This window comes from Arthrobacter sp. TJ-238, from assembly GCF_058269215.1.
On the sequence record NZ_JBZCNH010000003.1, the window covers coordinates 1 to 21,520 of the forward strand.

The 21,520-nt window shown below is 69.1% G+C and carries 23 protein-coding genes and 1 riboswitch; of the genes, 6 read left to right on the forward strand and 17 right to left on the reverse strand.

The window, feature by feature from the left end:
• The 3 genes from AC4D2O_RS06085 to AC4D2O_RS06095 form a co-directional block, all read left to right on the forward strand.
• A partial coding sequence (locus tag AC4D2O_RS06085; protein ID WP_490905875.1) for a cbb3-type cytochrome c oxidase subunit I occupies positions 1-441 on the forward strand: 441 nt, incomplete at its 5' end.
• Complete coding sequence (locus tag AC4D2O_RS06090; protein WP_490905877.1) at positions 438-839, forward strand: cytochrome c oxidase subunit 4; 402 nt, start codon at positions 438-440, stop codon at positions 837-839. The genes AC4D2O_RS06085 and AC4D2O_RS06090, both read left to right, overlap by 4 nt.
• Positions 840-969: 130 nt before the next feature.
• Positions 970-1,761 carry a GntR family transcriptional regulator gene (locus tag AC4D2O_RS06095; RefSeq protein ID WP_490905880.1) on the forward strand — a complete coding sequence of 264 codons (792 nt, stop codon included), beginning with the start codon at positions 970-972 and terminating at the stop codon, positions 1,759-1,761.
• Between the two features lie 23 nt (positions 1,762-1,784).
• Here AC4D2O_RS06095 and AC4D2O_RS06100 read toward each other — a convergent pair whose 3' ends face one another.
• From AC4D2O_RS06100 to ctaE, 6 genes are all read right to left on the reverse strand, one after another.
• A complete protein-coding gene (locus AC4D2O_RS06100) occupies positions 1,785-2,054 on the reverse strand; it encodes a hypothetical protein (protein WP_490905882.1) in 270 nt (89 codons plus the stop codon).
• 112 nt (positions 2,055-2,166) lie between these two features.
• The gene (locus AC4D2O_RS06105) at positions 2,167-2,835 is read right to left on the reverse strand and encodes a dihydrofolate reductase family protein (RefSeq protein WP_490905884.1); all 669 of its coding nucleotides are present in this window, start codon (positions 2,833-2,835) and stop codon (positions 2,167-2,169) included.
• A 246-nt stretch (positions 2,836-3,081) separates the two neighbouring features.
• Entirely contained in the window at positions 3,082-4,767 is a 1,686-nt protein-coding gene (qcrB, locus tag AC4D2O_RS06110) for a cytochrome bc1 complex cytochrome b subunit (protein WP_490905886.1), read from the reverse strand.
• A gap of 1 nt (position 4,768) precedes the next feature.
• A complete protein-coding gene (qcrA, locus tag AC4D2O_RS06115; RefSeq protein ID WP_490905888.1) occupies positions 4,769-5,791 on the reverse strand; it encodes a cytochrome bc1 complex Rieske iron-sulfur subunit in 1,023 nt (340 codons plus the stop codon).
• Between the two features lie 75 nt (positions 5,792-5,866).
• Complete coding sequence (gene qcrC, locus AC4D2O_RS06120; RefSeq protein WP_490905890.1) at positions 5,867-6,658, reverse strand: cytochrome bc1 complex diheme cytochrome c subunit; 792 nt, start codon at positions 6,656-6,658, stop codon at positions 5,867-5,869.
• Positions 6,659-6,744: 86 nt separating this feature from the next.
• Positions 6,745-7,383, reverse strand: a complete 639-nt coding sequence (gene ctaE / locus AC4D2O_RS06125; protein ID WP_490905892.1) for an aa3-type cytochrome oxidase subunit III — start codon at positions 7,381-7,383, stop codon at positions 6,745-6,747.
• A 148-nt stretch (positions 7,384-7,531) separates the two neighbouring features.
• On the opposite strand from ctaE, the gene trpD reads away from it, so the two are divergent.
• Positions 7,532-8,593 carry an anthranilate phosphoribosyltransferase gene (trpD, locus tag AC4D2O_RS06130; RefSeq protein WP_490905894.1) on the forward strand — a complete coding sequence of 354 codons (1,062 nt, stop codon included), beginning with the start codon at positions 7,532-7,534 and terminating at the stop codon, positions 8,591-8,593.
• A gap of 32 nt (positions 8,594-8,625) precedes the next feature.
• Here trpD and AC4D2O_RS06135 read toward each other — a convergent pair whose 3' ends face one another.
• Positions 8,626-8,907, reverse strand: a complete 282-nt coding sequence (locus tag AC4D2O_RS06135) for an Lrp/AsnC family transcriptional regulator (RefSeq protein ID WP_334209966.1) — start codon at positions 8,905-8,907, stop codon at positions 8,626-8,628.
• Positions 8,908-8,937: 30 nt separating this feature from the next.
• Positions 8,938-9,354, reverse strand: coding sequence for a DUF3054 domain-containing protein (locus AC4D2O_RS06140; protein WP_490905896.1), 417 nt, complete (start codon positions 9,352-9,354; stop codon positions 8,938-8,940).
• A 95-nt stretch (positions 9,355-9,449) separates the two neighbouring features.
• On the opposite strand from AC4D2O_RS06140, the gene AC4D2O_RS06145 reads away from it, so the two are divergent.
• Positions 9,450-9,908 carry a VOC family protein gene (locus AC4D2O_RS06145; RefSeq protein ID WP_490905898.1) on the forward strand — a complete coding sequence of 153 codons (459 nt, stop codon included), beginning with the start codon at positions 9,450-9,452 and terminating at the stop codon, positions 9,906-9,908.
• 41 nt (positions 9,909-9,949) lie between these two features.
• On the opposite strand, the gene AC4D2O_RS06150 is transcribed toward AC4D2O_RS06145, so the two are convergent.
• From AC4D2O_RS06150 to AC4D2O_RS06190, 9 genes are all read right to left on the reverse strand, one after another.
• The gene (locus AC4D2O_RS06150) at positions 9,950-10,522 is read right to left on the reverse strand and encodes an MOSC domain-containing protein (protein WP_490905900.1); all 573 of its coding nucleotides are present in this window, start codon (positions 10,520-10,522) and stop codon (positions 9,950-9,952) included.
• Between the two features lie 123 nt (positions 10,523-10,645).
• On the reverse strand, positions 10,646-11,965 hold the full coding sequence (locus AC4D2O_RS06155) for an acyl-CoA dehydrogenase family protein (RefSeq protein WP_490905903.1): 1,320 nt from the start codon (positions 11,963-11,965) through the stop codon (positions 10,646-10,648).
• A gap of 9 nt (positions 11,966-11,974) precedes the next feature.
• Positions 11,975-13,435, reverse strand: coding sequence for an LLM class flavin-dependent oxidoreductase (locus AC4D2O_RS06160; RefSeq protein ID WP_490905904.1), 1,461 nt, complete (start codon positions 13,433-13,435; stop codon positions 11,975-11,977).
• A complete protein-coding gene (locus tag AC4D2O_RS06165) occupies positions 13,432-15,159 on the reverse strand; it encodes a dipeptide ABC transporter ATP-binding protein (protein ID WP_490905905.1) in 1,728 nt (575 codons plus the stop codon). The genes AC4D2O_RS06160 and AC4D2O_RS06165 overlap by 4 nt, the downstream gene beginning before the upstream one ends.
• Positions 15,156-16,067, reverse strand: coding sequence for an ABC transporter permease (locus tag AC4D2O_RS06170; RefSeq protein WP_490905906.1), 912 nt, complete (start codon positions 16,065-16,067; stop codon positions 15,156-15,158). The genes AC4D2O_RS06165 and AC4D2O_RS06170 overlap by 4 nt, the downstream gene beginning before the upstream one ends.
• A complete protein-coding gene (locus tag AC4D2O_RS06175; protein WP_490905907.1) occupies positions 16,064-16,996 on the reverse strand; it encodes an ABC transporter permease in 933 nt (310 codons plus the stop codon). The genes AC4D2O_RS06170 and AC4D2O_RS06175 overlap by 4 nt, the downstream gene beginning before the upstream one ends.
• On the reverse strand, positions 16,997-18,658 hold the full coding sequence (locus tag AC4D2O_RS06180) for an ABC transporter substrate-binding protein (protein WP_490905909.1): 1,662 nt from the start codon (positions 18,656-18,658) through the stop codon (positions 16,997-16,999).
• Between the two features lie 147 nt (positions 18,659-18,805).
• A riboswitch (SAM riboswitch) is annotated at positions 18,806-18,933 on the reverse strand.
• Positions 18,934-19,036: 103 nt separating this feature from the next.
• A complete protein-coding gene (locus tag AC4D2O_RS06185; RefSeq protein WP_490905911.1) occupies positions 19,037-19,465 on the reverse strand; it encodes a VOC family protein in 429 nt (142 codons plus the stop codon).
• Positions 19,466-19,546: 81 nt separating this feature from the next.
• On the reverse strand, positions 19,547-19,750 hold the full coding sequence (locus AC4D2O_RS06190; RefSeq protein WP_490905913.1) for a hypothetical protein: 204 nt from the start codon (positions 19,748-19,750) through the stop codon (positions 19,547-19,549).
• Positions 19,751-19,974: 224 nt separating this feature from the next.
• Here AC4D2O_RS06190 and AC4D2O_RS06195 point away from each other — a divergent pair, with 224 nt between their 5' ends.
• Positions 19,975-21,489 (forward strand): CYTH and CHAD domain-containing protein, encoded by a 1,515-nt coding sequence (locus AC4D2O_RS06195; protein WP_490905915.1) that lies wholly within the window; start codon positions 19,975-19,977, stop codon positions 21,487-21,489.
• Positions 21,490-21,520: the final 31 nt, after the last annotated feature.

The window sequence follows — 21,520 nt, forward strand, 5'->3', positions numbered from 1 at the left end:
CGCCTCGGCAAGATCCACTTCTGGATGCTGTTCCTCGGCTTCCACGCCACGTTCCTGATCCAGCACTGGCTCGGCGTCGAGGGCATGCCCCGCCGGTACGCGGACTACCTGCCCGAGGACGGCTACACCGCCATGAACCAGTTCTCCACCATCGGCTCCTTCGTCCTGGGCGCCTCCCTGATCCCGTTCTTCTGGAACGTCTACATCACGTGGCGGACCGGCAAGAAGGTCGAGGTGGACGATCCGTGGGGCTTCGGTGCATCGCTCGAGTGGGCGACGTCGTGCCCGCCGCCGCGGCACAACTTCACCTCGCTGCCCCGCATCCGCTCCGAGCGGCCGGCGCTCGACCTGCACCACCCGGAGCTGCAGCAGACGCACACCCCCGATGACAGCGCCGCCAGCTTCATGGGCTCGGCTGACCGACAGGATGCCAAATCATGAGGATCGAGAAGAACCTGTTCCTGATCGGTGTGCCGATCTTCGTGCCCGTCGCCTTCATCTACGGGTGGCTGACCGAATGGTCTGAATGGGTCGGGTTCCTCGGGATCCTGCTCGTGGGCGGTCTCGCCGGCATGATCGGGTTCTACCTGGCCTTCACCGCCAAGCGCGTCGGAGCACGCCCCGAGGACCGGCTCGACGCCGAGATCCACGAGGGATCCGGCGAGCAGGGTCATTTCAGCCCCTGGAGCTGGTGGCCCCTGGTCCTCGGCCTGGCGGCCGCGACAGGCTTCCTCGGCATCGCGATCGGCTTCTGGATCCTCTACATCGGCCTGGGCCTGGCGGCGATCGCCCTCGTCGGCTGGGTCTTCGAGTACAGCCGTGGGTACCACGCCCACTAGTACCCTCCGCATAGTTCACGACAAGGGAGCCCGCCATGTGCGGGCTCCCTTGTCGTATGGGTACAGTCTGATGGACGACAGTCCGGATGGGCCCCGCACGGGGACACCTCCGGAGCGAGGAGACCGACCCATGGGCGTGTTGCCGAGGCCCTTCGACGCTGACCGCCTCGACGAGGCATCCGGCACCCCCAAGCACGTCCAGTTGCGGGAGAGCCTGCGTCGCTACGTGCGCCAGTTCGGTGAGCCCGGAGCCGGCATACCGTCCGAGCGGCAGCTGAGCGAGTACTTCGGCGTGGCGCGCATGACCGTGCGGCAGGCCGTCGACGCCCTCGTCGCGGAGGAGGTGCTCGAACGCGTCGTCGGACTCGGGACGTTCGTGGCGCGCTCCAAGATGGACCTGCACATGAAGATGACCTCCTACACCGAGGAGATGATCCGGCGCGGCATGGTGCCGGATGCGCGTGTCCTGAGCTTCGAGCAGCAGGGCGCCACGCCCCTGGTGGCGCGGGAGCTGCAGATCGAGATCGGCCAGCCCGTGGTGCGGTTCCGGCGGCAGCTCCTGGCCGACGGCGAGCCCATGAGCGTGGACGAGAACTTCCTCCCGGCGCACCGTGTGAAGGGGCTTCTCGACGGTCCGCCGCCCACCTCGCTCTACAACGTACTCAGCGAGAAGTACGGCCTCGTCATGGAGTGGGGGGAGGACACCATCGAGGCCACCGCGGCGTCACCGTCCATCGCGCGCCTGCTCAACGTGGAGATGAATGCCCCGCTGCTGAAGATCCAGCGGCACGCCTATGTTGCGCGCGCCATGATCGACTACTCCGTGTCCTACTACCGCGCCGATCGCTACAAGCTGTGGGTACCCCTGCAGCGACCCGGTGTGCGTACGCCGCGCGCCTACAGTTCCAAACGCCTCGGCTAGGCAGGCCCTCCACCGCGGCGCGGCTAGGGGCGCCGCTCCACCCGGCGTTGCGCGTAGTGGTGGCCCGCGGAGTCCGTATAGACGTCGATGGACCGGAGCGTCTCGTCCGACGTATCCTCGGCCGCGTCGTGCAGGTGCACCACCGTGCTGTGGCCGTCGGTGCGGTCCGCGGGTCCGAGGAAGGTGCGGGCGGCAGCATCGATCCCGTCGAAGAGCGAGCGCCGGGCCTTGGTCTTCTCCGAGGACGGGTCGACGTCGTGCGTGTGTTTTCGTTGCCTGCGATGGATTTCCATCAGACACCTGATTCGTCGTGGGGGCGTCAGTCTACTCCTGCAGAGGGGTGCGATCCGGTCATTGCCGGGACTTTCACGCCGCATCACCCCGACGCCCCTCCAGGACCTTCTCTCACGGCACCCTGGACTCGATCCGCCGGGTGAGGGTCAGGTGGACGACGCCGCTGGGAGACGGGATCGCCTCGATGTCGAACCGTTCCTCGAGGGCCTCGAGTCCGTCCCAGAGCCGCTCGCCCCGACCGAGGACGATCGGGACGAGGACGATGTGCAGGTGGTCGATCAGGTCGGCTTCGAGGAACTGCCGCACCGTGCCGACGCCGCCGCCGATCCGGACATCCAGGTCGCCGGCCAGCGCGCGGGCCTGTGCGAGCGCCGAGACCGGATCGGCGTCGATGAAGTGGAACGTCGTGCCGCCATCCATCTCCACCGTCGGCCGGGAGTGATGGGTCAGCACGACGACGGGCGTGCGGAAGACGGGGGTGTCACCCCACCATCCCTTCCACTCCTCGTCCTCCCACGGACCGCGCTGGGGACCGAACTTGTTGCGTCCCATGATCTCGACGCCGATGCCGGGCCCCCACCCACGGGCGAATGCCTCGTCCACGCCGGTGGATCCCGGACCGTCTCCCGGCAGGCCCATCTCGCGGAAGGTGCGCGTGCCCACGGCCCACTCCATGAGGCGCATGCCCGCGTGGCCGAACGGGGCGTCGAGCTGCTGGCCCTCGCCGGTGCCGAAGCCGTCGAGGGAGATCGAGAAGTTGTGCACGCGGACGAGGGACATGGGAGCTCCTGGCACTGGTCGTTGGCGATCACTCTAGGTCGACCGGACCAACAGCTCAAGGCAGCGCTTCTCACGGCGAGGAGCACGAACGCACGGCCGCCCTGACGGCCGCCGAACGGGTCCGGGCTGTGGATGGACCGCTCGTGCGTCTCTCCACCCCGTCGCGTGATGCAGGTGTGGGTGGTGCAGGAATGACGAAGGGCCCGGACGCGTGGTCCGGGCCCTTCGATCGGTACTTCTCGGGTGCTAGTGACTCGCGATGGACTCGCGGTCCTTGGCGCCGGCGATCTCGTCATGGTGGTCTCCATGCGAGGCTGCCAGCTCCTTCGGCGTCACTGGCGCCACCCGGTCCTCGAAGAAGAAGCGGGAGATGCGGCCGTGAGCCTTGTCGAGGAGGCTCACCTTGCCGTCGGCGTCCGGCGTGGGGACCATGACCTCCGGCGACTCGAAGGCGACCAGCTGGTAGCGCTTGTAGTCGTCGACCTGCTCGTGGACCTCGATGAACTCACCGTGCGGCAGGCGCACGATACGTCCGGTCTCGCGGCCGTGCAGGGCGATCTCGCGGTCCTTGCGCTGCAGGGCCAGGGCGATGCGGCGCGTGACCATGAAGGCGAGGATCGGCCCGAAGATCACCAGGAAGCGCAGCCAGTAGGTCACGTCGTTCAGCGACACCAGGAAGTGGGTGGCGATGAGGTCCGAGCTGGCAGCAGCCCACAGGACGCAGTAGAACGTGACACCGGCTACACCGATGGCCGTACGGGTCGGAGCGTTGCGGGGGCGGTTCAGCAGGTGGTGCTCACGCTTGTCCTTCGTGACCCAGGCCTCGATCCACGGCCAGGCGAACATCAGGGTGAAGACGATGATGGCGGGCACCAGAGCGGGGATCAGGACGTTCAGGGAGAGCGCATTGACGCCCCACGGGAACGGGATCATGAACTCGAAGTCGAAGTTGTCGCCGAGCGTGCCGGGCATGAGGCGCAGGGCGCCGTCCACCCAGCCGATGTACCAGTCGGGCTGCGTACCGGCGGACACGGGCGAGGGGTCGTACGGGCCGTAGTTCCAGATCGGGTTGATGGTGAACGCTGCGGCGATCGCGGCGAGCACGCCGAACACGATGAAGAAGAAGCCGCCGGCCTTTGCCGCGTAGACAGGGCCCACGGGGTAGCCGACCACGTTGGTGTTCGTCCGGCCCGGGCCGGGGAACTGCGAGTGCTTGTGCAGCACGACCATGAACAGGTGGATACCGATCATCAGCAGGATCACCGCGGGGATCAGGAGGATGTGCAGCACGTACAGGCGCCCGATGATCATCGTGCCCGGGAACTCCCCGCCGAAGAGGAAGAAGCTCAGGTAGGTGCCGACCACGGGGATGGCCTTCATGACGCCGTCGATGATGCGCAGGCCGTTACCGGACAGCAGGTCATCGGGGAGGGAGTAGCCGGTGAAGCCGGCGGCGAGGCTCAGGATGAGCAGGACGCAGCCGACGACCCAGTTGAACTCGCGCGGGCGGCGGAACGCACCGGTGAAGAAGACGCGGAGCATGTGCACGGCGACCGAGGCCACGAACAGCAGCGCCGCCCAGTGGTGGATCTGCCGCATGAACAGGCCGCCGCGGATGTCGAAGGAGATGTCCAGCGACGACGCGTATGCCACCGACATCTCGACGCCGCGGAGAGGCAGGTAGCTGCCCTCGTAGTGCGTCTCTGCCATCGACGGGTCGTAGAAGAAAGTGAGCCAGGTACCGGAGATGAGCAGGATGACGAAGGTGTACAGCGCCACCTCACCGAACATGAAGGTCCAGTGATCGGGGAAGATCTTCCGGCCGAACTCCTTGACGATCCCCGAGCCGCCGACCCGCGAGTCGACGTAATCGGTGACCTTGCCCACGCGCGTCTTCGGCACGTAGGTCGGCGTAGCAGTAGAGCTGCTCATGTCAGCCTCGCTCCCAGAAACTAGGTCCTACGGGTTCTTGGAAATCGCTCGACGCCACGAGGTAGCCCTCGTCGTCGACTTCGATGGGTAGCTGTGGCAGCGGCCGTGCAGCCGGTCCGAAGATGACCTTGCATTCCTGCTCGAGGTCGAAGGTGGACTGGTGGCATGGGCACAGCAGGTGGTGCGTCTGCTGTTCGTAGAGCGCTACCGGGCAGCCGACGTGCGTGCAGATCTTGGAATACGCAACAATTCCGTCGTAGCCCCAGTTCTCCCGTCCAGGAGAGGGATTGAGCTCCTCGGGGTCGAGGCGCATGAGCAGAACGACTGCCTTGGCCTTCTCCTCGAGCTTGTTCTCGATTTCGTTGAGACCTTCGGGGATCACATGGAACGCCGATCCGACCGTCACATCGGAGGCGAGGATCGGTGTTCCGCTCGGGTCGCGGGTGAGGCGGACGCCGGTGTCCCACATGGTCTGCTTCAGCGCATTGCCGGGCAGGGGTCCGAGATCGCGGAAGATGGCGATCGCAGGCAGGGGAGCGAGGATGGCCGCTCCGAGGAGGGTGTTCCGGATCAGCGGGCGTCGCTTGATACCCGACTCGTCGAGGATGTCGTTGACGATCTTCTCGGCGTCCTGGCGGTCCTGCTCGGGGCGGACCTCGTGGCGGCTCTCGGTCACCTCGTGATCCGGCATGAGTGTCTTGGCCCAGTGCACGATCCCGACGCCGATGCCGAGCATCGCGAAGGCGGTGCCCAGTCCGAGCATGAGGTTCTGCAGGCGGAGCCGCTCCACGCTCTCATCGAGCGGGATGAAGAAGTAGCCGACGAAGAAGAGCAGTGTGCCGAGGATCGAGATGAGGAACAGCAGGGCCACCTGCCGCTCGGCGCGCTTCTCGGCGCGTCGGTCCCGGTCCGCGAGGCGCGGCCGGTGCGGGGGCAGGCCCGGGTTCTCGAACTGGTCCAGCTCGCGGCCCGGCGTGGCGACGGTAACCGAGGTCCCGGGAGCGCCGTGACTAGAGTCGGCCATGATCCCTCTCATCCTTCTTCAGGTACTGCATACGAAAGTCTGTCTGTGATTCGTTCACGGTGGGCGCGTGGATGGTCAGGAGGACCGCGACGTGAGCCACACGGTGAAGGCGATGATGACACCCAGGCCGGCGACCCAGATGAACAGGCCCTCGGAGACCGGACCGAGCGAGCCGAGGTCGGCTCCACCGGGGGAACCCTGCTCCTCGATGGTCTTGAGGAACGCGATGATGTCCTGCTTGTCCTCCGGGGAGACGTTCGCATCGTTGAAGACGGGCATGTTCTGCGGACCGGTCACCATGGCCTCGTAGATGTGCTTTTCGCTGACACCATCGAGGGACGGGGCCCATTTGCCCTGCGTCAGGGCGCCGCCGGCAGCTGCGGCGTTGTGGCACATCGCGCAGTTGACGCGGAACAATTCACCGCCATGGGCGGGGTCGCCCTCGGATACGTCGAGGATCTCCTCGGAGGGGATCGCGGGACCGGCGCCGAGGGAGGCGACGTACGCCGAGAGCTGGCTGATCTGCTCCTCGGTGAACTGGACGGGCTTGGCCTGGGCCTGGGGGCCGTCCATCTGCATGGGCATGCGGCCCGTGCCGACCTGGAAGTCCACGGAGGCCGCACCGACGCCGACGAGCGACGGCGCCGCCTGCGATCCGGTGGCGCCCATGCCGTGGCAGGAGGCGCAGTTCGCGCTGAACAGCTTGCCGCCCTCCTCCACGTCGTCGGCCGTGAACGTGGTGGTCTGCGCCTGCGCTTCGTTGGCGGTGCTGGCGGCGGCGTACAGGCCGCCGGTGACGAGGAGCGCCATCAGGAGCAGCGCGAACGCTGCAAGTGGGTGACGCCGCCTCTGGGAGAGTGCCTTCACGGAGTGGTTCCTGCCTTTTGTGGTACCAGAGCTGCTGGAGTTCTTCTTTGAATTCTACCTCTAGTAGAAGAGTTTACGTGAGGCAGTTACTGGAGGAAGTAGATGATGATGAACAGGCCGATCCAGACCACGTCGACGAAGTGCCAGTAGTAGGACGTCACGATGGCGGACGTGGCCTCGAAGTGGCCGAACTGGCGGGCGATGAACGCGCGTCCGATGATGAACAGGAAGGCGATGAGCCCGCCGATCACGTGGATCCCGTGGAAGCCGGTGGTCATGTAGAAGGCCGACCCGAAGGCGTTGGAGGACAGTGCGACGCCCTCGGCCACCAGTTCCGCGTACTCGTAGGCCTGCACCGAGACGAAGATCGCACCCATGACGAAGGTCAGGAGGAACCACTCGACCATGCCCCAGCGGCCGACGGCGAACACGCCGCCGGTGCGGCGCGGCTGCAGTCGCTCGGCGGCGAACACGCCGAACTGGCAGCTGAACGAGCTCGACACCAGGATGATGGTGTTGATGAGGGCGAACGGTACGTTCAGCTTCTCGGTCTCCATGGCCCACAGCTCGCTGGAGGTGGAGCGCAGGGTGAAGTACATGGCAAAGAGGCCGGCGAAGAACATCAGCTCGCTGGACAGCCACACAACGGTTCCGACGGAGACCATGTTGGGGCGGTTGAGCGCGGGATGCGGGGCGGCGCTGGGGGCTTGGGTCGCAGATGTCACAGAGTCATTATGTCCCCAAGAACATGACGATCACCAACGCGAAATGGCCCTCCGAAGTCAGTCCGCAGGCCGTGGGGACCCCCAACGCCCGGTTTTCCGCGGAAGTTCCCCGTGATGACTTTCTACAATTCGTAGATAATCTGGGACGGTGAGCGTGACTACGACCCCCGACGGGGCGCAACCGACCTGGCCGTCGATCTTCTCGTCCCTCCTGTCAAGGACCGATCTGACGACGGCGCAGAGCCGCTGGGCGATGGACACGATCATGGCGGGTGAGGCCAGCCACGCCCAGATCGCCGGGTTCCTGATCGCCCTGCGCGCCAAGGGCGAGTCGGTCGGCGAACTCGTCGGGCTGGTGCAGGCGATGCTGGGGCGCGCACACCGGATCGAGGTCGGCGGACCCACCCTTGACATCGTCGGGACGGGCGGCGACGGACTGAACACCCTGAACATCTCGACCATGGCGTCGCTCGTCGCCGTCGGCGCCGGCGCCACGGTGGTCAAGCACGGGAACCGCGGGGCGTCGTCGGCGTCCGGCGCGGCCGACGTCATCGAGGAACTGGGCGTCCGGCTCGATCTCGCGCCGTCCGACGTCGCGAGGACGGCCGAGCACGCCCGGATCACCTTCTGCTTCGCGCAGGTCTTCCACCCGTCGATGAAGCACGTCGCCGTGCCCCGACGAGAGCTCGGGGTGCCCACCGCGTTCAATTTCCTCGGACCGTTGAGCAACCCGGCGGGGGTCACGGCGCAGGCGGTCGGCTGCGCCGACGCGAGGATGGCTCCCCTGATGGCGGGCGTGCTGGCGGCACGAGGCATCCGCGCCCTCGTCTTCCGGGGCGACGACGGCCGCGACAAGCTCACCACCAGCGGGTCCTCGACGGTGTGGGAGGTCCGCGAAGGTCGGGTGCAGGCGCACCATGTGCACCCCGGGGACTTCGGGCTCGACGCCGTCCCCGTCGACGCGCTCCGCGGCACCGACGCCACGGGCAATGCCGCGGTGGTGCGCGCGGTCCTCGCCGGGAACGCGGGACCCGTGCGCGACGCCGTCGTCCTGAATGCGGCCGCGGGCCTCGTGGCGCTCGACGACACCGCCGAGGGGGCCCTCGTGGACCGGATCCGGGCCGCGATGGACAGGGCGCGCGCCTCGATCGACTCGGGTGCCGCGGCCGGCGTGCTCGAGCGCTGGGTGGGCGTCACCCGGTCCTACTGACCGCCAGACGCCTGGCGCCTCCCCGCCGGGCGTCAGCTGTCGAAGCCGAGGGAGAACGCGGCGTCCAGGTCGTGCTGCGAGTACGAGCGGAAGGCGATCTGCGTCGTCGTCGACCGGACGCCCTCGATCTTCGACAGGCGGTCGGCGATGACGTCCGCCAGGTCCTCGTGCCGGGGCACGCGGGCGATCGCGATGAGATCCCACTCGCCGGTCACCGAGTAGACCTCACTGATGCCCTCGATCTCGGAGATGGCCTGCGCGCTCTCGGGGATGCGTGCGGCGTCGGTCTGGATGAGGACGAATGCGGTGATCATGGCGTGCCTTTCGGGTTGGGACCTCGGCTCTTACGCTACCGGCCGGCGACGGCGGGAGCTGACCATGCGCGCGACGGCCCTCGGGACCACCAGGAACACGCCGAGGACGAGCAGGGTGACGACCTGGAAGCTGAGGGCCACGCCGCCTCCGGAGGCGGCGCGCAGCGCGAGTCCACCGGCGACGGTCCCGAGCCACAGGACGACGCCGGTGGGCAGGGGCGAGCCCGGTAATCGCCACGCCCGCGTCACGAGGGCTGTGAGGGCGTAGGCGAGGAGGAACGGCCAGGCCGTCTCGAGCACCCCCGCGACGGTGACGCCGTGCTCGTGGGTGCGGCGACCGGACGCCGCGAACACCAGGACGAGGAGGACGTCGGCGGCGCACCACGCGAACGGAGCGGTCGTCCACGGCCGCCGGGTGGTCGGGCGGACAGGGGTGCGGCGGGCCATGCAGCCAGCCTACTGGTTGTCGATGTCGGAGCCGTGGACTACATTCGGGCCACGTCCGGCCGTCGGCGCGCGGACATGAGCGAAGGACATCCGCGATGGGATCGATCACCCCGTGCCTCTGGTTCGACGGTAAGGCCGAAGAGGCCGCCACGCTGTACACCTCTGTGGTGAGGAACTCCCGGATCGTGAACGTCTCACGGGCGGGCCACGACGGTCCCGCGCTGACGGTCTCGTTCGAGCTCGACGGTCAGCCGTTCGTGGCCCTCAACGGCGGTCCCCAGTTCTCCTTCACGGAGGCCGTCTCCTTCCAGATCTCCTGCGCGGACCAGGCCGAGGTGGACCACTACTGGACCGCCCTGACCGAGGGCGGCGAGGAGAGCCGGTGCGGCTGGCTCAAGGACCGGTTCGGCCTGTCGTGGCAGATCATCCCCGCGGTACTGCCCGATCTGATCGGCGGCGACGACGCCGAGGGTGCTCAGCGTGCCATGACGGCCATGCTCGAGATGCGCAGACTGGACATCGCCGCCCTCGAGGCGGCCTACAGCGGCGCCTGACGGGACCGGTTCATGGGCCGGGGTGGCTCAGGGCAGAGGGCTCAGGGGAGGCGCGAAGGTCGCAGCACAGAGGCCTCGCCGGCCCTGCCGGGATCCAGCGGCACGGGACTCACGAGCACCGCAGGCCCGCGATGAAGCGTCCCGCTCCCGAGCGGACGGCACCGCAGGCCGCCCCTGCCACGCATCGCCTTGTGCGCGCCGGGGGCGAGGACCCTGTCCATCCAGGCGCAAGGGTGGGCGTGCCGCCCGCCGTGGAAGGCGACGGATGCGTCCGCGGACGTGAGGACGAAGTCCTGACCGATGAGCGGCGGGAGTTCGACCCCGCGCAGCACCACGTTGCGGCGGGCGAGCAACGGGTCGAAAGGGTCGGCGCCGAGCTCCACGGCGATGGCCTCGAGCGATTCGACGGCGAACAGCGTCACGGCGGCGTCCATGTGAGCCGCCTTGCCGAAGAACCTGTCGCCGACGATCCCCTTCCCGGCGACGACCTCCGCGCTCGCGGCGTCGGTGGTGGGCACGTCGGCTGCGCCGTCCCGCGCGCGGCCGAAGTAGGCGTGCGCTGGTGATACGAGCAGGTGCAGGATGTCGACGTCGTACCGGAACTCGTGCGTCATGGCTCCCACGCTAGTCTCCCGCCCGTCGTCCGTGGGACCACCATCGCCGGTGCTGTCGTTCGTCCTGTCGTTCGTCCTGTCGTTCGTCCTGTGGTTCGCGCCCTCGGAGAGGCAGCGGAGGGTTCAGGCGTCGCCCGGGGGCGGTTCGCGCTCCCCGTGGACGGCCCAGTAGCCCACGGACCTGGCCTTGTAGATGGCCGGGTTGTGGGAGGAGATGGTCCGGGCGTTGCGCCAGTGCCGATCGAGGGCGCGGCCGGTCGAGGTCGCCGAGGCCCCGCCGACCTCGAACAGGTGGGTGGCCGCACGCAGCGCCTGGTCCACGGCGACCAGCTGCGCCTGGCTGACGGCGATGTCCGCTGCGTCGAGCGCCACCCGCGTGGAGCCCGGCCCGTCGGAGACGCCGGCGTCGTCGGAGCCGCCCGATACGAAGGCGTCGTCCTGTTCGCCCCTGGCCCGCTCGGCCCGGAGTCGCTCGTACGCGGTGTCCAGGAGGTCCGCGGCGGCGAGCACGACGGCGTCCGCCGCGAATGCATGGCCCGCCAGTTCACCCACCACCTGCAGTACCTGAGGGTCCTCCCGCGGGAGCGGTGTCGTCGCGTTGACGTAGGACCGCGTGCGCGGCCGGACGAACGCCGCGGCGTCCCCCGCCGCAGCGCGGGCGATCCCTGCCAGCGAGGCGACGAGCACGAGCTGGAAGAAGGAGTGCACGTGGCCCGGCGCATCGGGGGAGAAGGGCCGCACGTTCCGCGGGTCCACGCGGACCTCCGTGAAGTGGGTGGTGCCGCTGCCGGTGAGCCTCTGGCCGAAGCCGTCCCAGTCGTCGATCCGCTCGACGCCGGGAGCGGTGGCCCGCACCGCGTACCCGACGCGCTCGCCGTCGTGCACGGCGCTGCCGGCGATCCAGTCCGCGTAGAGGCTGCCGGTGCTGTAGTACTTGGTGCCCGTCAGCGCCAGGGCGCCGTTCGACGGGTCCGGCGAGGTGAGGGCCGTGCGGATGTCACGCAGCGATGTGCCGGTCAGCTCGCTCGAGGCGTTGCCGACCATGGTGCCCGCTGCGACGTCGAAGAGCCAGCGGTCCCGGTGTGCCGACGACGGCTGGAGGAGCGTCCCCTCGACGTAGGCGAAGTGCCCGCGCCACAACTGCGTGAGGTTCGAGTCCGCTGCGGCCAGGTCGGTGAGCAGCGTGAAGAGCTGGCGCAGAGATACGCCCGATCCGCCGTACTCGACCGGCACACGGAGGGCGCCGAACCCGGCATCCTTGAGGGCCGCCACCTCGTCATGGGGCAGCACGCGGTCCTGCTCGCGGCGGGCCGCACCGGCGGCGATGGTGTCGAACACGGGGCGGAACCGCTCCTGGAGCGCGGTCGTCGACGGTGGGGCTCCTGACGGTCCCGACTCGTTCGCCGGGGCCCGGTGGGTGGTCGTCGTGGTCGTCGTGGTCATGATGGACTCCTAGGCGTAGGACGGGGCGGTGGCGGGTCCGGCAGCCGCGCCGGCGGTATCCGCGGCGGGCGCGAGGGGCGCGGCGTCACTGCCGAGGTGGACGCCGCCCCGGTAGCGCGCGCCCGGGTGCTGGTCGAAGAGCCGCGTGTTGCCTGCGCCGAAGAGGCGCTCGCGGAGGGTCGATTCCTCGTAGGACCGGCGGTACAGGCCGCGCCGCTGCAGTTCGGGTACGACGAGTTCGATGAAGTCCTCGGCGGTCCCGGGGGTGAGGAACTGCCGCAGGTTGAACCCGTCGAGGTCGGTGCCCTCGACCCACCGCTCGATCTCGTCGGCGACCTCCGTGGGGGTGCCGATCGCCACGAAGGGGCCGCGGTCGAACCGCGTGATGCGCTCGAGCGCCTCGCCGACGGTGGTGCCTGCCGGGTGCCGCCGGTTGCTGGGCTGTCGGTCGCGGCCGGGGCGGTCCTCGCGCGCGAGGATGTCGTCGATCACCTCGTCGGGCCGGTAGGCCGCGAGGTCGATCCCGCCGCCTCCGGCGTGCGCGAGGTAGCCCTCGGCGCTGGAGAGGCGGCGGTATTCGTCCGTTTTCCGCTGGGCGTCCTTGTGCGTCCTGCCGACGATCACCACGGCGCTCGCGAAGGCCTTGATGTGGTCCGCACCGCGGCCGTTGGCGACGGCGAGCCGGCGGAGGTCCGCCACGTTGTCGCGGTAGGCCGCGGCGTCGCGACCGCCGACGAAAACGCCCTCGGCGTGGCGGGCTGCGAAGGCCTTGCCGGCCACGGAGCTTCCGGCCTGGAACAGCACGGGCGTGCGCTGGCGCGAGGGGGCGCTCAGGTGCGGTCCGGCCACGGAGAAATGGGGGCCGCGGTGGTTAATGTAGCGGACCTTCGACGGGTCGGTGTAGACGCGCCGTTCGCGGTCCTCGATCACGGCGTCGTCGTCCCAGGACCCCTCCCACAGCTTGTAGAGGACGTCGAGGTACTCGTCCGCGATCGCGTAGCGCTGGTCGTGTTCCACCTCGTCGGCGAGCCCGAAGTTCCGAGCCGCGTTGGGGAGGTAGGACGTCACGATGTTCCAGCCGAACCGCCCCTTCGTCAGGTGGTCGAGCGTGGATGCGCGCCGCGCGAAGGCGAACGGTGGCTCGTACGTGGTGGAGAACGTGGCCGCGAAGCCCAGGTGCTCGGTCACCGCGGCCATGGCCGGGATGACCAGGAGGGGGTCGTTGCTGGGGATCTGGACGGCCTCGCGGAGCGCCGTGTCCGGGCCGCCGCGGTAGCCGTCGTACGTTCCGACGACGTCGGCGAGGAAGACGCTGTCGAACAGCCCGGCCTCGAGCAGCTTCGCCGTCTCGACCCAGAAATCGAGGTCGTTGAAGCGGTGGCGGTTGTTCTCCGGGTGCACCCAGAGACCGTGGGAGATGTGTCCCACGCAGTTCATCTCGAAGAGGTTGAAGGCGATCTGGCGTGTCATGAGGTGGGGAGGTCCTTCCGGACGGCGGGGAGTTCGGGGATGGCGTTGATGAGCTGGCGTGTGTACTCGTGCCCGGGGTGGTCGAAGACGTCGGCGACGGTCCCGTGCTCCAGGACCACGCCGTCCTTCAGGACCAGCACCTCGCGGCTGACGTGCTGGATGACGCCGAGGTCGTGCGAGATGAAGAGGTAGCTGAGCCCGAAGCGCTCCTGCAGGTCCGTCAGGAGGTCGAGGATGCGGGCCTGCACCGTGATGTCGAGGGCGGAGACGGGTTCGTCGCAGATGATGACCTCCGGCTCGGCGGCGAGCGCGCGGGCGATGGCGACGCGCTGCCGCTGCCCGCCCGAGAGTTCCAGGGGGCGGCTGTGGGCCCGGTCGGCAGGCAGGCCGACGAGGTCGAGCAGGTCGAGGACGCGTCCGGCCCGCGCGGTCCGCGGAGTGCCGGCGGCAGCGACGGCCTGCCCGATGACCTGCCGCACGGTCTTCCGCGGGTCGAACGACTGCAGCGGGTCCTGGTAGATCATCTGCACCGAGCGGCGGGCCGCGAGGTCGCGAACGGCGCTGTGCTCAGCCCAGGTGCGGCCCCGGACATGGACGGTGCCTGTGTCCGGGGCCTCGACGCCCAGCGCGATGCGCGCCACGGTGCTCTTGCCGCTGCCGGATTCGCCGACGATCCCGAGGGTCGTCCCCTTCGCCAAGGTGAAGGACACGCCGTCGACCGCCGTGCGACGGCTGCCGTCGGGACCGGCGAAGGTCTTGGTGAGCGCCTCGACCGCCAGGGCGGCCGGTGGGCTCGGCGCCTCGCGGGAAGGCCCGCGGAACGGCTCGCGGGACGGGTCGGGCGCTGCGATGTCGGGCTCCGCGCGGTCCCGTACGGTCAGCCGCCGTCCGCGCGACGACCGGGAGGGGATGGCCGCCAGGAGTCCCTGGGTGTAGGGGTGCCGGGGGTCCTGCAGGACGGCCTCGACGGTGCCCTCCTCCACGATCTCGCCGTTGCGCATCACGGCGACGCGGTCGGCGAGGCCCGCGACGACGGCGAGGTCGTGGCTGACCACGAGCATCGCCGTGCTGCCTCCCTTCAGGCCGCCGAGCAGACGGAGGACCTGTGCCGCGATGGTCGCATCGAGCGCCGTCGTCGGCTCGTCGGCGATGAGGAAACCCGGGTCCGCGGCGATCGCCGAGGCGATCAGGGCGCGCTGGCGGAGCCCGCCCGAGAGCTGGTGCGGGTACTGTCCGGCCCGCACCTCGGGATCGGGCACGCCCACGGAGGCGAGGAGCTCGACAACGCGCGCCCGCCGGGCAGCCCGGTCGAGGTCGCTGTGGAGGCGGAGGACCTCACCCACCTCGTCGCCGACCGTGCGCAGCGAGTCGAGGGAGGAGAGTGCGTCCTGCAGGATGAAGCCGGCCTCCCGGCCACGGACGCGGGCCCACTGCCGCTCGCCCCACGCTGCGGCGTCCTGGCCGTTGAAGCGCTGGGCGCGGGACCGGACGTGGGCGCCGGCACCGGTGAGACCCACGAGGGTCCTCGCGGTGACGGACTTGCCGGACCCGGACTCGCCCACGAGCGCGAGGCATTCACCCGGGCGGACGGACAGGCTGAGGTCGTGGATGACCTCCCGGTGGTGGGCGCCGCGGCCGAACCCGACGGAGAGCCCCTCGAGTTCGACGACGGGTGCCTGCGGCACGAGTGCGGCGGTGGTGGCGGCCAGGGTGGTGGAGCTCATGCGAGCCTTCCTTCGGCGCGGCGACGGAGCTCGCGCCCGATCACGGTGATGGACAGGACGGTGGCGACGAGGAACGCAGCGGGGAACGTGATCATCCAGGGCGCGTTCGAGATGAAGTTACGGCCGGCCGAGAGCATCGCGCCCCATTCGGGGGCGGGCGGAGGGGTGCCGAGCCCGAGGAAGCTCAGCGACGCCCCGGCCCCGATCGCCGAGCCGATACCGATCGTGGCGAGGACGAGGACGGGCTTGATGACGTTCGGTACGGTGTGCGTCAAGAGGATCCGCCAGGCCGGCAGGCCCAGGGTGCGGGCGGCCTCGACGAAGCCCGACCGACGGACGAGGTGCGTCTGCGCCCGAGTGATCCGGGCGTAGTAGGCGATGCTGCCGGCACCGATCGCGAGGATCGCGTTCTCCGTGCCGCCGCCGATGATGCCGATGACCACGAGTGCGAGCAGGATCTCCGGGATGGCGAGGGTGACGTCGAGGAAGCGCATCACCGAGGCCTCCACGAGCCGCCCGTTGAGACCGGCGAGGAGGCCGATAGCGGTCCCGCCGACCACGCCGATCGCCGTCGCGCCGACCCCGATGTACAACGAGGTGGCGGCGCCGTGCACGATCCGCGTGTAGTTGTCGGCGCCGGAGTCATCCGTGCCGAACCAGGCGGCGGCGCCGGGCGCCTCGAAGCTCCTGGCGGTGTTCACGGCGTACGGGTCGGCGGGAGCGAGCAGGCCCGGGGTCAGGACCGCCGCCGCCAGCCAGAGGAGGAACGCGGAAGCCAGCAGGATCCCGGGGCGGACGCGCCACCGGCGTCGCCGTGGCCCGGGGGTCCCGACCCGTGCTGATTCAAGTACGGGGAGTGCGGCCGGCGGGGCGACGGCGGGCGGGACGGTGCGTGAGGCGATGCTCATGCGGTCACCACTTTCGGGTCGATGAGCGTGTAGAGGAGGTCGATCACGAGGTTCACCACGACGTAGACCGCGGCGGACAGCAGCACGATCCCGAGGATGACCGGCAGGTCCTTGTTGTAGACCGAGGCCAGGGTCAGCGACCCGATGCCCTGCCTGCTGAAGAGGGTCTCGACGACCACGGACCCGCCGAGCAGCGCGGCCACGACGAAACCTGACATGGTCATGACCGGGATGGCCGCGTGCCGGAGTGCGTGCCGGATCCGGACCGGGAGGTCGCGCATGCCGCGGGAGCGGGCCGTCAGGATGAACGGCTGTTCCAGGACGTCCTCGAGTTCGTTCCGCAGCACCTGGGAGAGGGTCCCGAAGACTGCGAGGGCGAGGGTGAGGGCCGGGAGGACCAGCGCGGCCGGTCCCTGGTTCCCGCCGATGGGGAACCAGCGCAGCGTGAACGAGAAGACGATCAGCAGCGCGAACCCGATGATGAACGTCGGCGTCGCGGCGAAGACCACCTCGATGCCGGAGACGATCGACCGGATCCAGGAGGCGCGCTGCGCGGACAGGATCGCCACGACGAATGTCAGGGGCAGCGCGACGGCGACGGCGGACGCCGCGAGTGCCGCCGTCGCGCCGATCTGCTGCCCGATCGCCACCGAGACGGGCAGGCGCAGCCTGTAGGACTGCCCGAGGTCGCCCTGCACCAGGTTGCCGAGGTAGCTGCCGTACTGCACGAGGAGGGGCTGGTCGAGGAGGTAATCGGCGCGGACCTGCGCCAGCGTCTCCTCCGTGGGCCGTGCGTCGGGCCCGCCGAGGATCAGCAGCGCGGTGTCGCCCGGGATCAGGTAGACGGCGAGGAACGTCAGCGTCGCGGCTCCCCAGAGGACGCCGATCCCGATTGCGAGTCGCGTGAGGACGCGGCGGAGCACGGTCACCTACTCGGCCTTCCAGGCGTAGGTGAGGACGGGCACCGGGTGGGAGGTGTCCACCGCGACGTCGTGCAGGGTGTTCGCGTACGCGAACTGGCTCGGGTTCTCGTAGAGCGGTACGCCGGGCACGATCTCGAGCAGCCGGTGCTGCGCCTTCGAGTACGCTTCTTCGGCCACAGGCCCGTCGTCGGCCTCGCGGGCCGTGGAGAGCAGGGCGTCGAGCTGGGGGTCGTCGACGTAGGACGAGTTCTGGCCGATCCGCTCACCCGTGATCTCGGAGGAGTGGTAGCGGATGAACAGGACGTCGGTGGTGTTGGTGTGCCAGACGCCGGCCAGGGCGTCGTAGTCGCCGGCGTAACGGAGTTCCGTCAGTTGTGCCTGAGGAAGCTGGATGATCCGCAGGTCGAAGCCCACCTTGCGGGCCTCTCCCTGCAGCTGCACGAGCAGTGGGCTCGGCGTGGAACTCTCCACCGTGGGGACCTCGACCGTCAGCCTGCTCCCGTCCTTCGTGCGGAAGCCCTCGCCGTCACGCCCGGTCCACCCGGCGTCGTCGAGCAGCTGGTTCGCGCGCTCGGGGTCATACGTGAGGACCCCCTCGACAGTCGGGTCGTAGTACCTGCTCTCCCTGGACAGGAAGCCGTCGATCGGCGTGTAGGTGCCGAAGCCGAGGCTCTCCGTGACGGCCTTCGTGTCCACTGCGGCGGCGAACGCCTGCCGCACCGCGAGGTCGTCGAACGGTGCACGATTCAGGTTGAAATTGAGGACGTAGGGGTTGCCGGTCCGGGCGAGGTTCTCGTACGTGAAGTTCGGGTCGGCCTGCACGGCCGAGGCGTTCTGCGGCGCGAGGTTCTCCGTCAGGTCGTACTGGCCCGAGACGAGGGACTGGTGGCGGATGACGGGTTCGCTGACGAGGGTGACCTCGACGCCGTCGAGGTACGCGGCACCGTCACCGTCCAGCCACTCGGGCGCCCAGGCGTAGCCCTCCCGCTTCGTGTAGCTGATGCTCTGGCCGGGGCGGTAGTCGGCGACGGTGAAGGGCCCTGTGCCGATCGGCTTCTGGCACAGCGTCTCGGGCGCCTCGGTGATGGCCTTGCCGGAGTTCATGCCGAGCCAGGACTGGGCGAGGGTGTAGAGGAAGGGGGTGTAGGGGTAGGCGAGGTGGGCCTCGAAGGTGTATTCGTCGAGCACCGTGCCGTCGACGTACGGGGCGATGTACGCGGCAGCGAGGGGTGACTTCGTGGCGGGGTCCCTCATGTGCTCGAAGTTCTGCCCGAGGACCTCCGCGTTCCAGGGCGAGCCGTCGCTGAACGTGACCCCCTGCTTGAGGCGGAACGTGTACGTCCTGCCGTCCTCCGAAACATCCCAGGACTCGGCGAGGTACGGCGCGATGTCCCCGTTCTCGTCGAGGGTCACCACGTTGTCGTAGATCAGGCGGCCGAGGAACTGCTGCTGCGTGGCGGAGATGCCGTGGCCGTCGAGGCAGCCCGGCTCGGCCGAGATGGACACGTCCAGGACGCCGCCGGAGACCGGCTCGCCACCGGTGACGGCGGACGAATTCGCCGGACCGGCGCAGCCGGCCAGGAGGACGAGGAGGCCCACCGCGGCCAGGACCGTGGCGTTCCCGGAGCGGTTTCGATTTCGGGCAGGACGAATTAAGGGTGCGTTCATGGGAAATTCCTCAAGAGTCGTTCCGGCGCAGCGCGGAGCATATTGCGTCCGGAAGGAGAATGAAAAGGAGAGTGAAGGGAAAAGACGCACCGAGGGCGCCGGGATCCTGCTAGGGGAGGGCGGTACAGCTCACGATGAGTGCCTTTCGAAGTGCTCTTGCCCGCACCGGACCGGCACTGTGTGCCGAGGAGAAGGCCGCTTCGTCATCCGAACCACCCAGGAACATGGGGTTGGCGCGCGATCCAGTCGGAGCTTTACGATCGCGTCTCTTGAAGCTGGAACCAACTATAGGCAGATGCCCGGGGCGTCCGACCAATAAAAAGAAATATGACACGGCGCGAATTGCCGTGGAGTGGACGGAATGTCCTGCGGTGCATTTCAGCGAAGGGTGACGGTGCCGTCGTCGAGGATGCGCCACCCGGGATTATGGGCGATCTCCCACACGATTCCGTTCGGATCGCGCACGAGCCCGCGGAAGATGCCGCCGAAGACGCTCTCCTGCGGCTCCTGGACAGGGGTGCCGCCGGCGCGCATCATGGCAGCGACGGCGGCGCGGACCTCTTCCGGGCCGTCGACATTGTGGGACAGCACTATGCCCGACGGTACCGGTGTGGCGTCGAGCCCGAGGTCCTGGGCGAACTTACCGGCGAGGAACAGCCCGAGGAGCACTCCCGGAGCCACTTGGTAGAAGATCACCTCGTCGGGCACATCGAGAGTCGGCGTCCACCCGAGCCCTTCGCTGTAGAAGGTCCGCGCGGCGTCGAGGTCCCGCGCGGCGACGGTGACGAAGTGGAGGCGTGCGTCCATGGAGAGAGCGTACGGGTTCCGACCCTCGCGGAAGCGTTCCCGATCCCGGTGGAACCGGGAACGCTTCGGTCGGGACGGGTGTCAGTGGCTCAGAGGAAGAGGGTGCGTCTCCCTGTACCGCTGGATGTGGAGGGCGAGCTTCCGCTCCGCTTCACGGCGACGCTCGCACTGGCGTTTGAGGTCGGACTCGGACAGCGCGGGTGCGCCGCGCTGGATGCGTTCCCCTGAGGGGGGAGCGGTGGCAGGCAGACTCACGGGTCGGGGCTCCGACTGTTCTGTGGTCATGGCGGTCTCCTTCGGTGGGAAGGGCGCGCGACGAATGGTCCGACGGTGGGTGGTCGACGCGCGCCTTCGTCGACCCAGGGCTCGTGTCGGTCCTCGAGTTCCGCAATTGTGCACCTGATCGGCGCATCCCTCTAGGGTCTTTCGGCCCCACCGCGCAGCGGAAGGGGGTCGTCGGCCGGCAGAGACCTGCTGACGTCCGACCTGGCGAGGATATACAGTGCCCTATGCGCGCTGAGCCTGTTGTGGAGATCGAGCGGAAGTTCGACGTCGAGGATGACACCCCGCCTCCCGCACTCGAGGACGTCCCCGGGGTCGGAGGTGTGGATGCGCCCGTCGAGTTCCACCTCGAGGCCGAGTACTTCGATACGGAGGACCTGAGGCTGGCGTCCCAGCGGATCACCCTGCGACGCCGGACCGGCGGCGAGGACGCCGGTTGGCACCTGAAGCTGCCGGCCGGTGCCGACGAGCGCCACGAACACCATGCGCCACTGGGCAGGACCTCGGTGGTGCCGAAGCCGCTCCTGAAGCTGATCCGGGTGCACACGAGGGACAGTGCGCTGGTGCCGGTCGCCCGGCTGGACACGCGGCGCGTCGTGCACCGCCTGCGCGGTCAGGACGGGGTCCTCGCCGAGTTCATGGACGACCGCGTGCAAGCAGAGGCGCTCCACCCCGAGCCGTCCAGCCTGCGCTGGCGGGAATGGGAGATCGAGCTGGTCGGCGGCTCCAGGGACGTGCTGGACGCGGTGACGGAGATCATCGCCGCCGCAGGCGTCCGTCCCGCAGCTCACCGATCGAAACTGGAGCGCGCCCTCGTCACCGGCTTCCCCGCAGACGCGGCGAGGGTGACGGAGCCCTCGGCGGAGGGCCCGGCAGGCGATGTCCTCCTCGCCTACCTGCGCGAGCAGGTGGCCGCGCTCAAGCAGCAGGACCCGCAGGTCCGGATCGACGGGTCCGACGCCATCCACAGGATGAGGGTCGCCATCCGGCGCATCAGGTCGGTCCTCGCGACCTACCGGACCCTGCTCGACGACGTCGAGGGCATAGGGCGCCTGCGGGGAGAGCTCAGGTGGCTCGCCGGGGTGCTCGGCACAGCGCGGGACGCGCAGGTGATACACGCACGGCTCCAGCAGATGCTCGCCGACGAACCTCCCGAACTCCTGCTCGGCCCGGTGCAGCGCAGGCTCGAGATCGAACTCGGAGGGGACTACCGGAAATTCCACACCCGGGCCGTCAAGTCGCTGGACGGGGAGCGGTACTTCCGCCTCCTGGACTCACTCGACGCCCTCGTGACTGCGCCCGCGCTGACGCCCCGCGCAGCACACCCCGCCGGTCAGGTGGTCCCGGGCCTGATCAACCGGGACCTGAAGCGCCTGCGCAGAGCGGTGCATGACGCGAGGAACCACCGCGCGGGGATCGGTGACCACCCTGCGCTGCACGAGGCGCGGAAGGACGCCAAGCGGTTGCGATACGCAGCGGAGGCCGCCTCGCCTATCGGCCGCAAGAAAGTCGCCCGCATCGCGGAGGCCGCGCAGGTCCTGCAGAAAGTCCTCGGCGAGCACCAGGACAGCCTGGTGACCCGCGACCTGCTGCGACGGATCGGCAGCAAGGCCTTCCAGGAGGGTGAGAACGGTTTCACCTACGGCCGGCTGCACGGCCTGGAACAGGCGGCGGCGCTCGACGCCGAAGCCCGCTTTCGCCATGAATGGAAGTACATCCCCTCGCCACTGCGGAAGAAGTAGCCCTGGAAGGACCGGGCGGTGCCGGCGTCCT

Coding starts and splice junctions, on each gene's coding strand:
- AC4D2O_RS06150 (WP_490905900.1), bottom strand. CDS start 10,522: ATGACGCACGAGTTCCGGTACGACGTCGACATCCTGCACCTGCTCGTA.
- AC4D2O_RS06190 (WP_490905913.1), bottom strand. CDS start 19,750: ATGACCACAGAACAGTCGGAGCCCCGACCCGTGAGTCTGCCTGCCACC.
- AC4D2O_RS06165 (WP_490905905.1), bottom strand. CDS start 15,159: ATGAGCTCCACCACCCTGGCCGCCACCACCGCCGCACTCGTGCCGCAG.
- AC4D2O_RS06095 (WP_490905880.1), top strand. CDS start 970: ATGGGCGTGTTGCCGAGGCCCTTCGACGCTGACCGCCTCGACGAGGCA.
- AC4D2O_RS06135 (WP_334209966.1), bottom strand. CDS start 8,907: ATGATCACCGCATTCGTCCTCATCCAGACCGACGCCGCACGCATCCCC.
- AC4D2O_RS06185 (WP_490905911.1), bottom strand. CDS start 19,465: ATGGACGCACGCCTCCACTTCGTCACCGTCGCCGCGCGGGACCTCGAC.
- AC4D2O_RS06180 (WP_490905909.1), bottom strand. CDS start 18,658: ATGAACGCACCCTTAATTCGTCCTGCCCGAAATCGAAACCGCTCCGGG.
- AC4D2O_RS06140 (WP_490905896.1), bottom strand. CDS start 9,354: ATGGCCCGCCGCACCCCTGTCCGCCCGACCACCCGGCGGCCGTGGACG.
- AC4D2O_RS06105 (WP_490905884.1), bottom strand. CDS start 2,835: ATGTCCCTCGTCCGCGTGCACAACTTCTCGATCTCCCTCGACGGCTTC.
- AC4D2O_RS06145 (WP_490905898.1), top strand. CDS start 9,450: ATGGGATCGATCACCCCGTGCCTCTGGTTCGACGGTAAGGCCGAAGAG.
- AC4D2O_RS06100 (WP_490905882.1), bottom strand. CDS start 2,054: ATGGAAATCCATCGCAGGCAACGAAAACACACGCACGACGTCGACCCG.
- qcrA (WP_490905888.1), bottom strand. CDS start 5,791: ATGGCCGACTCTAGTCACGGCGCTCCCGGGACCTCGGTTACCGTCGCC.
- AC4D2O_RS06155 (WP_490905903.1), bottom strand. CDS start 11,965: ATGACCACGACGACCACGACGACCACCCACCGGGCCCCGGCGAACGAG.
- AC4D2O_RS06090 (WP_490905877.1), top strand. CDS start 438: ATGAGGATCGAGAAGAACCTGTTCCTGATCGGTGTGCCGATCTTCGTG.
- AC4D2O_RS06170 (WP_490905906.1), bottom strand. CDS start 16,067: ATGAGCATCGCCTCACGCACCGTCCCGCCCGCCGTCGCCCCGCCGGCC.
- AC4D2O_RS06195 (WP_490905915.1), top strand. CDS start 19,975: ATGCGCGCTGAGCCTGTTGTGGAGATCGAGCGGAAGTTCGACGTCGAG.
- qcrB (WP_490905886.1), bottom strand. CDS start 4,767: ATGAGCAGCTCTACTGCTACGCCGACCTACGTGCCGAAGACGCGCGTG.
- AC4D2O_RS06160 (WP_490905904.1), bottom strand. CDS start 13,435: ATGACACGCCAGATCGCCTTCAACCTCTTCGAGATGAACTGCGTGGGA.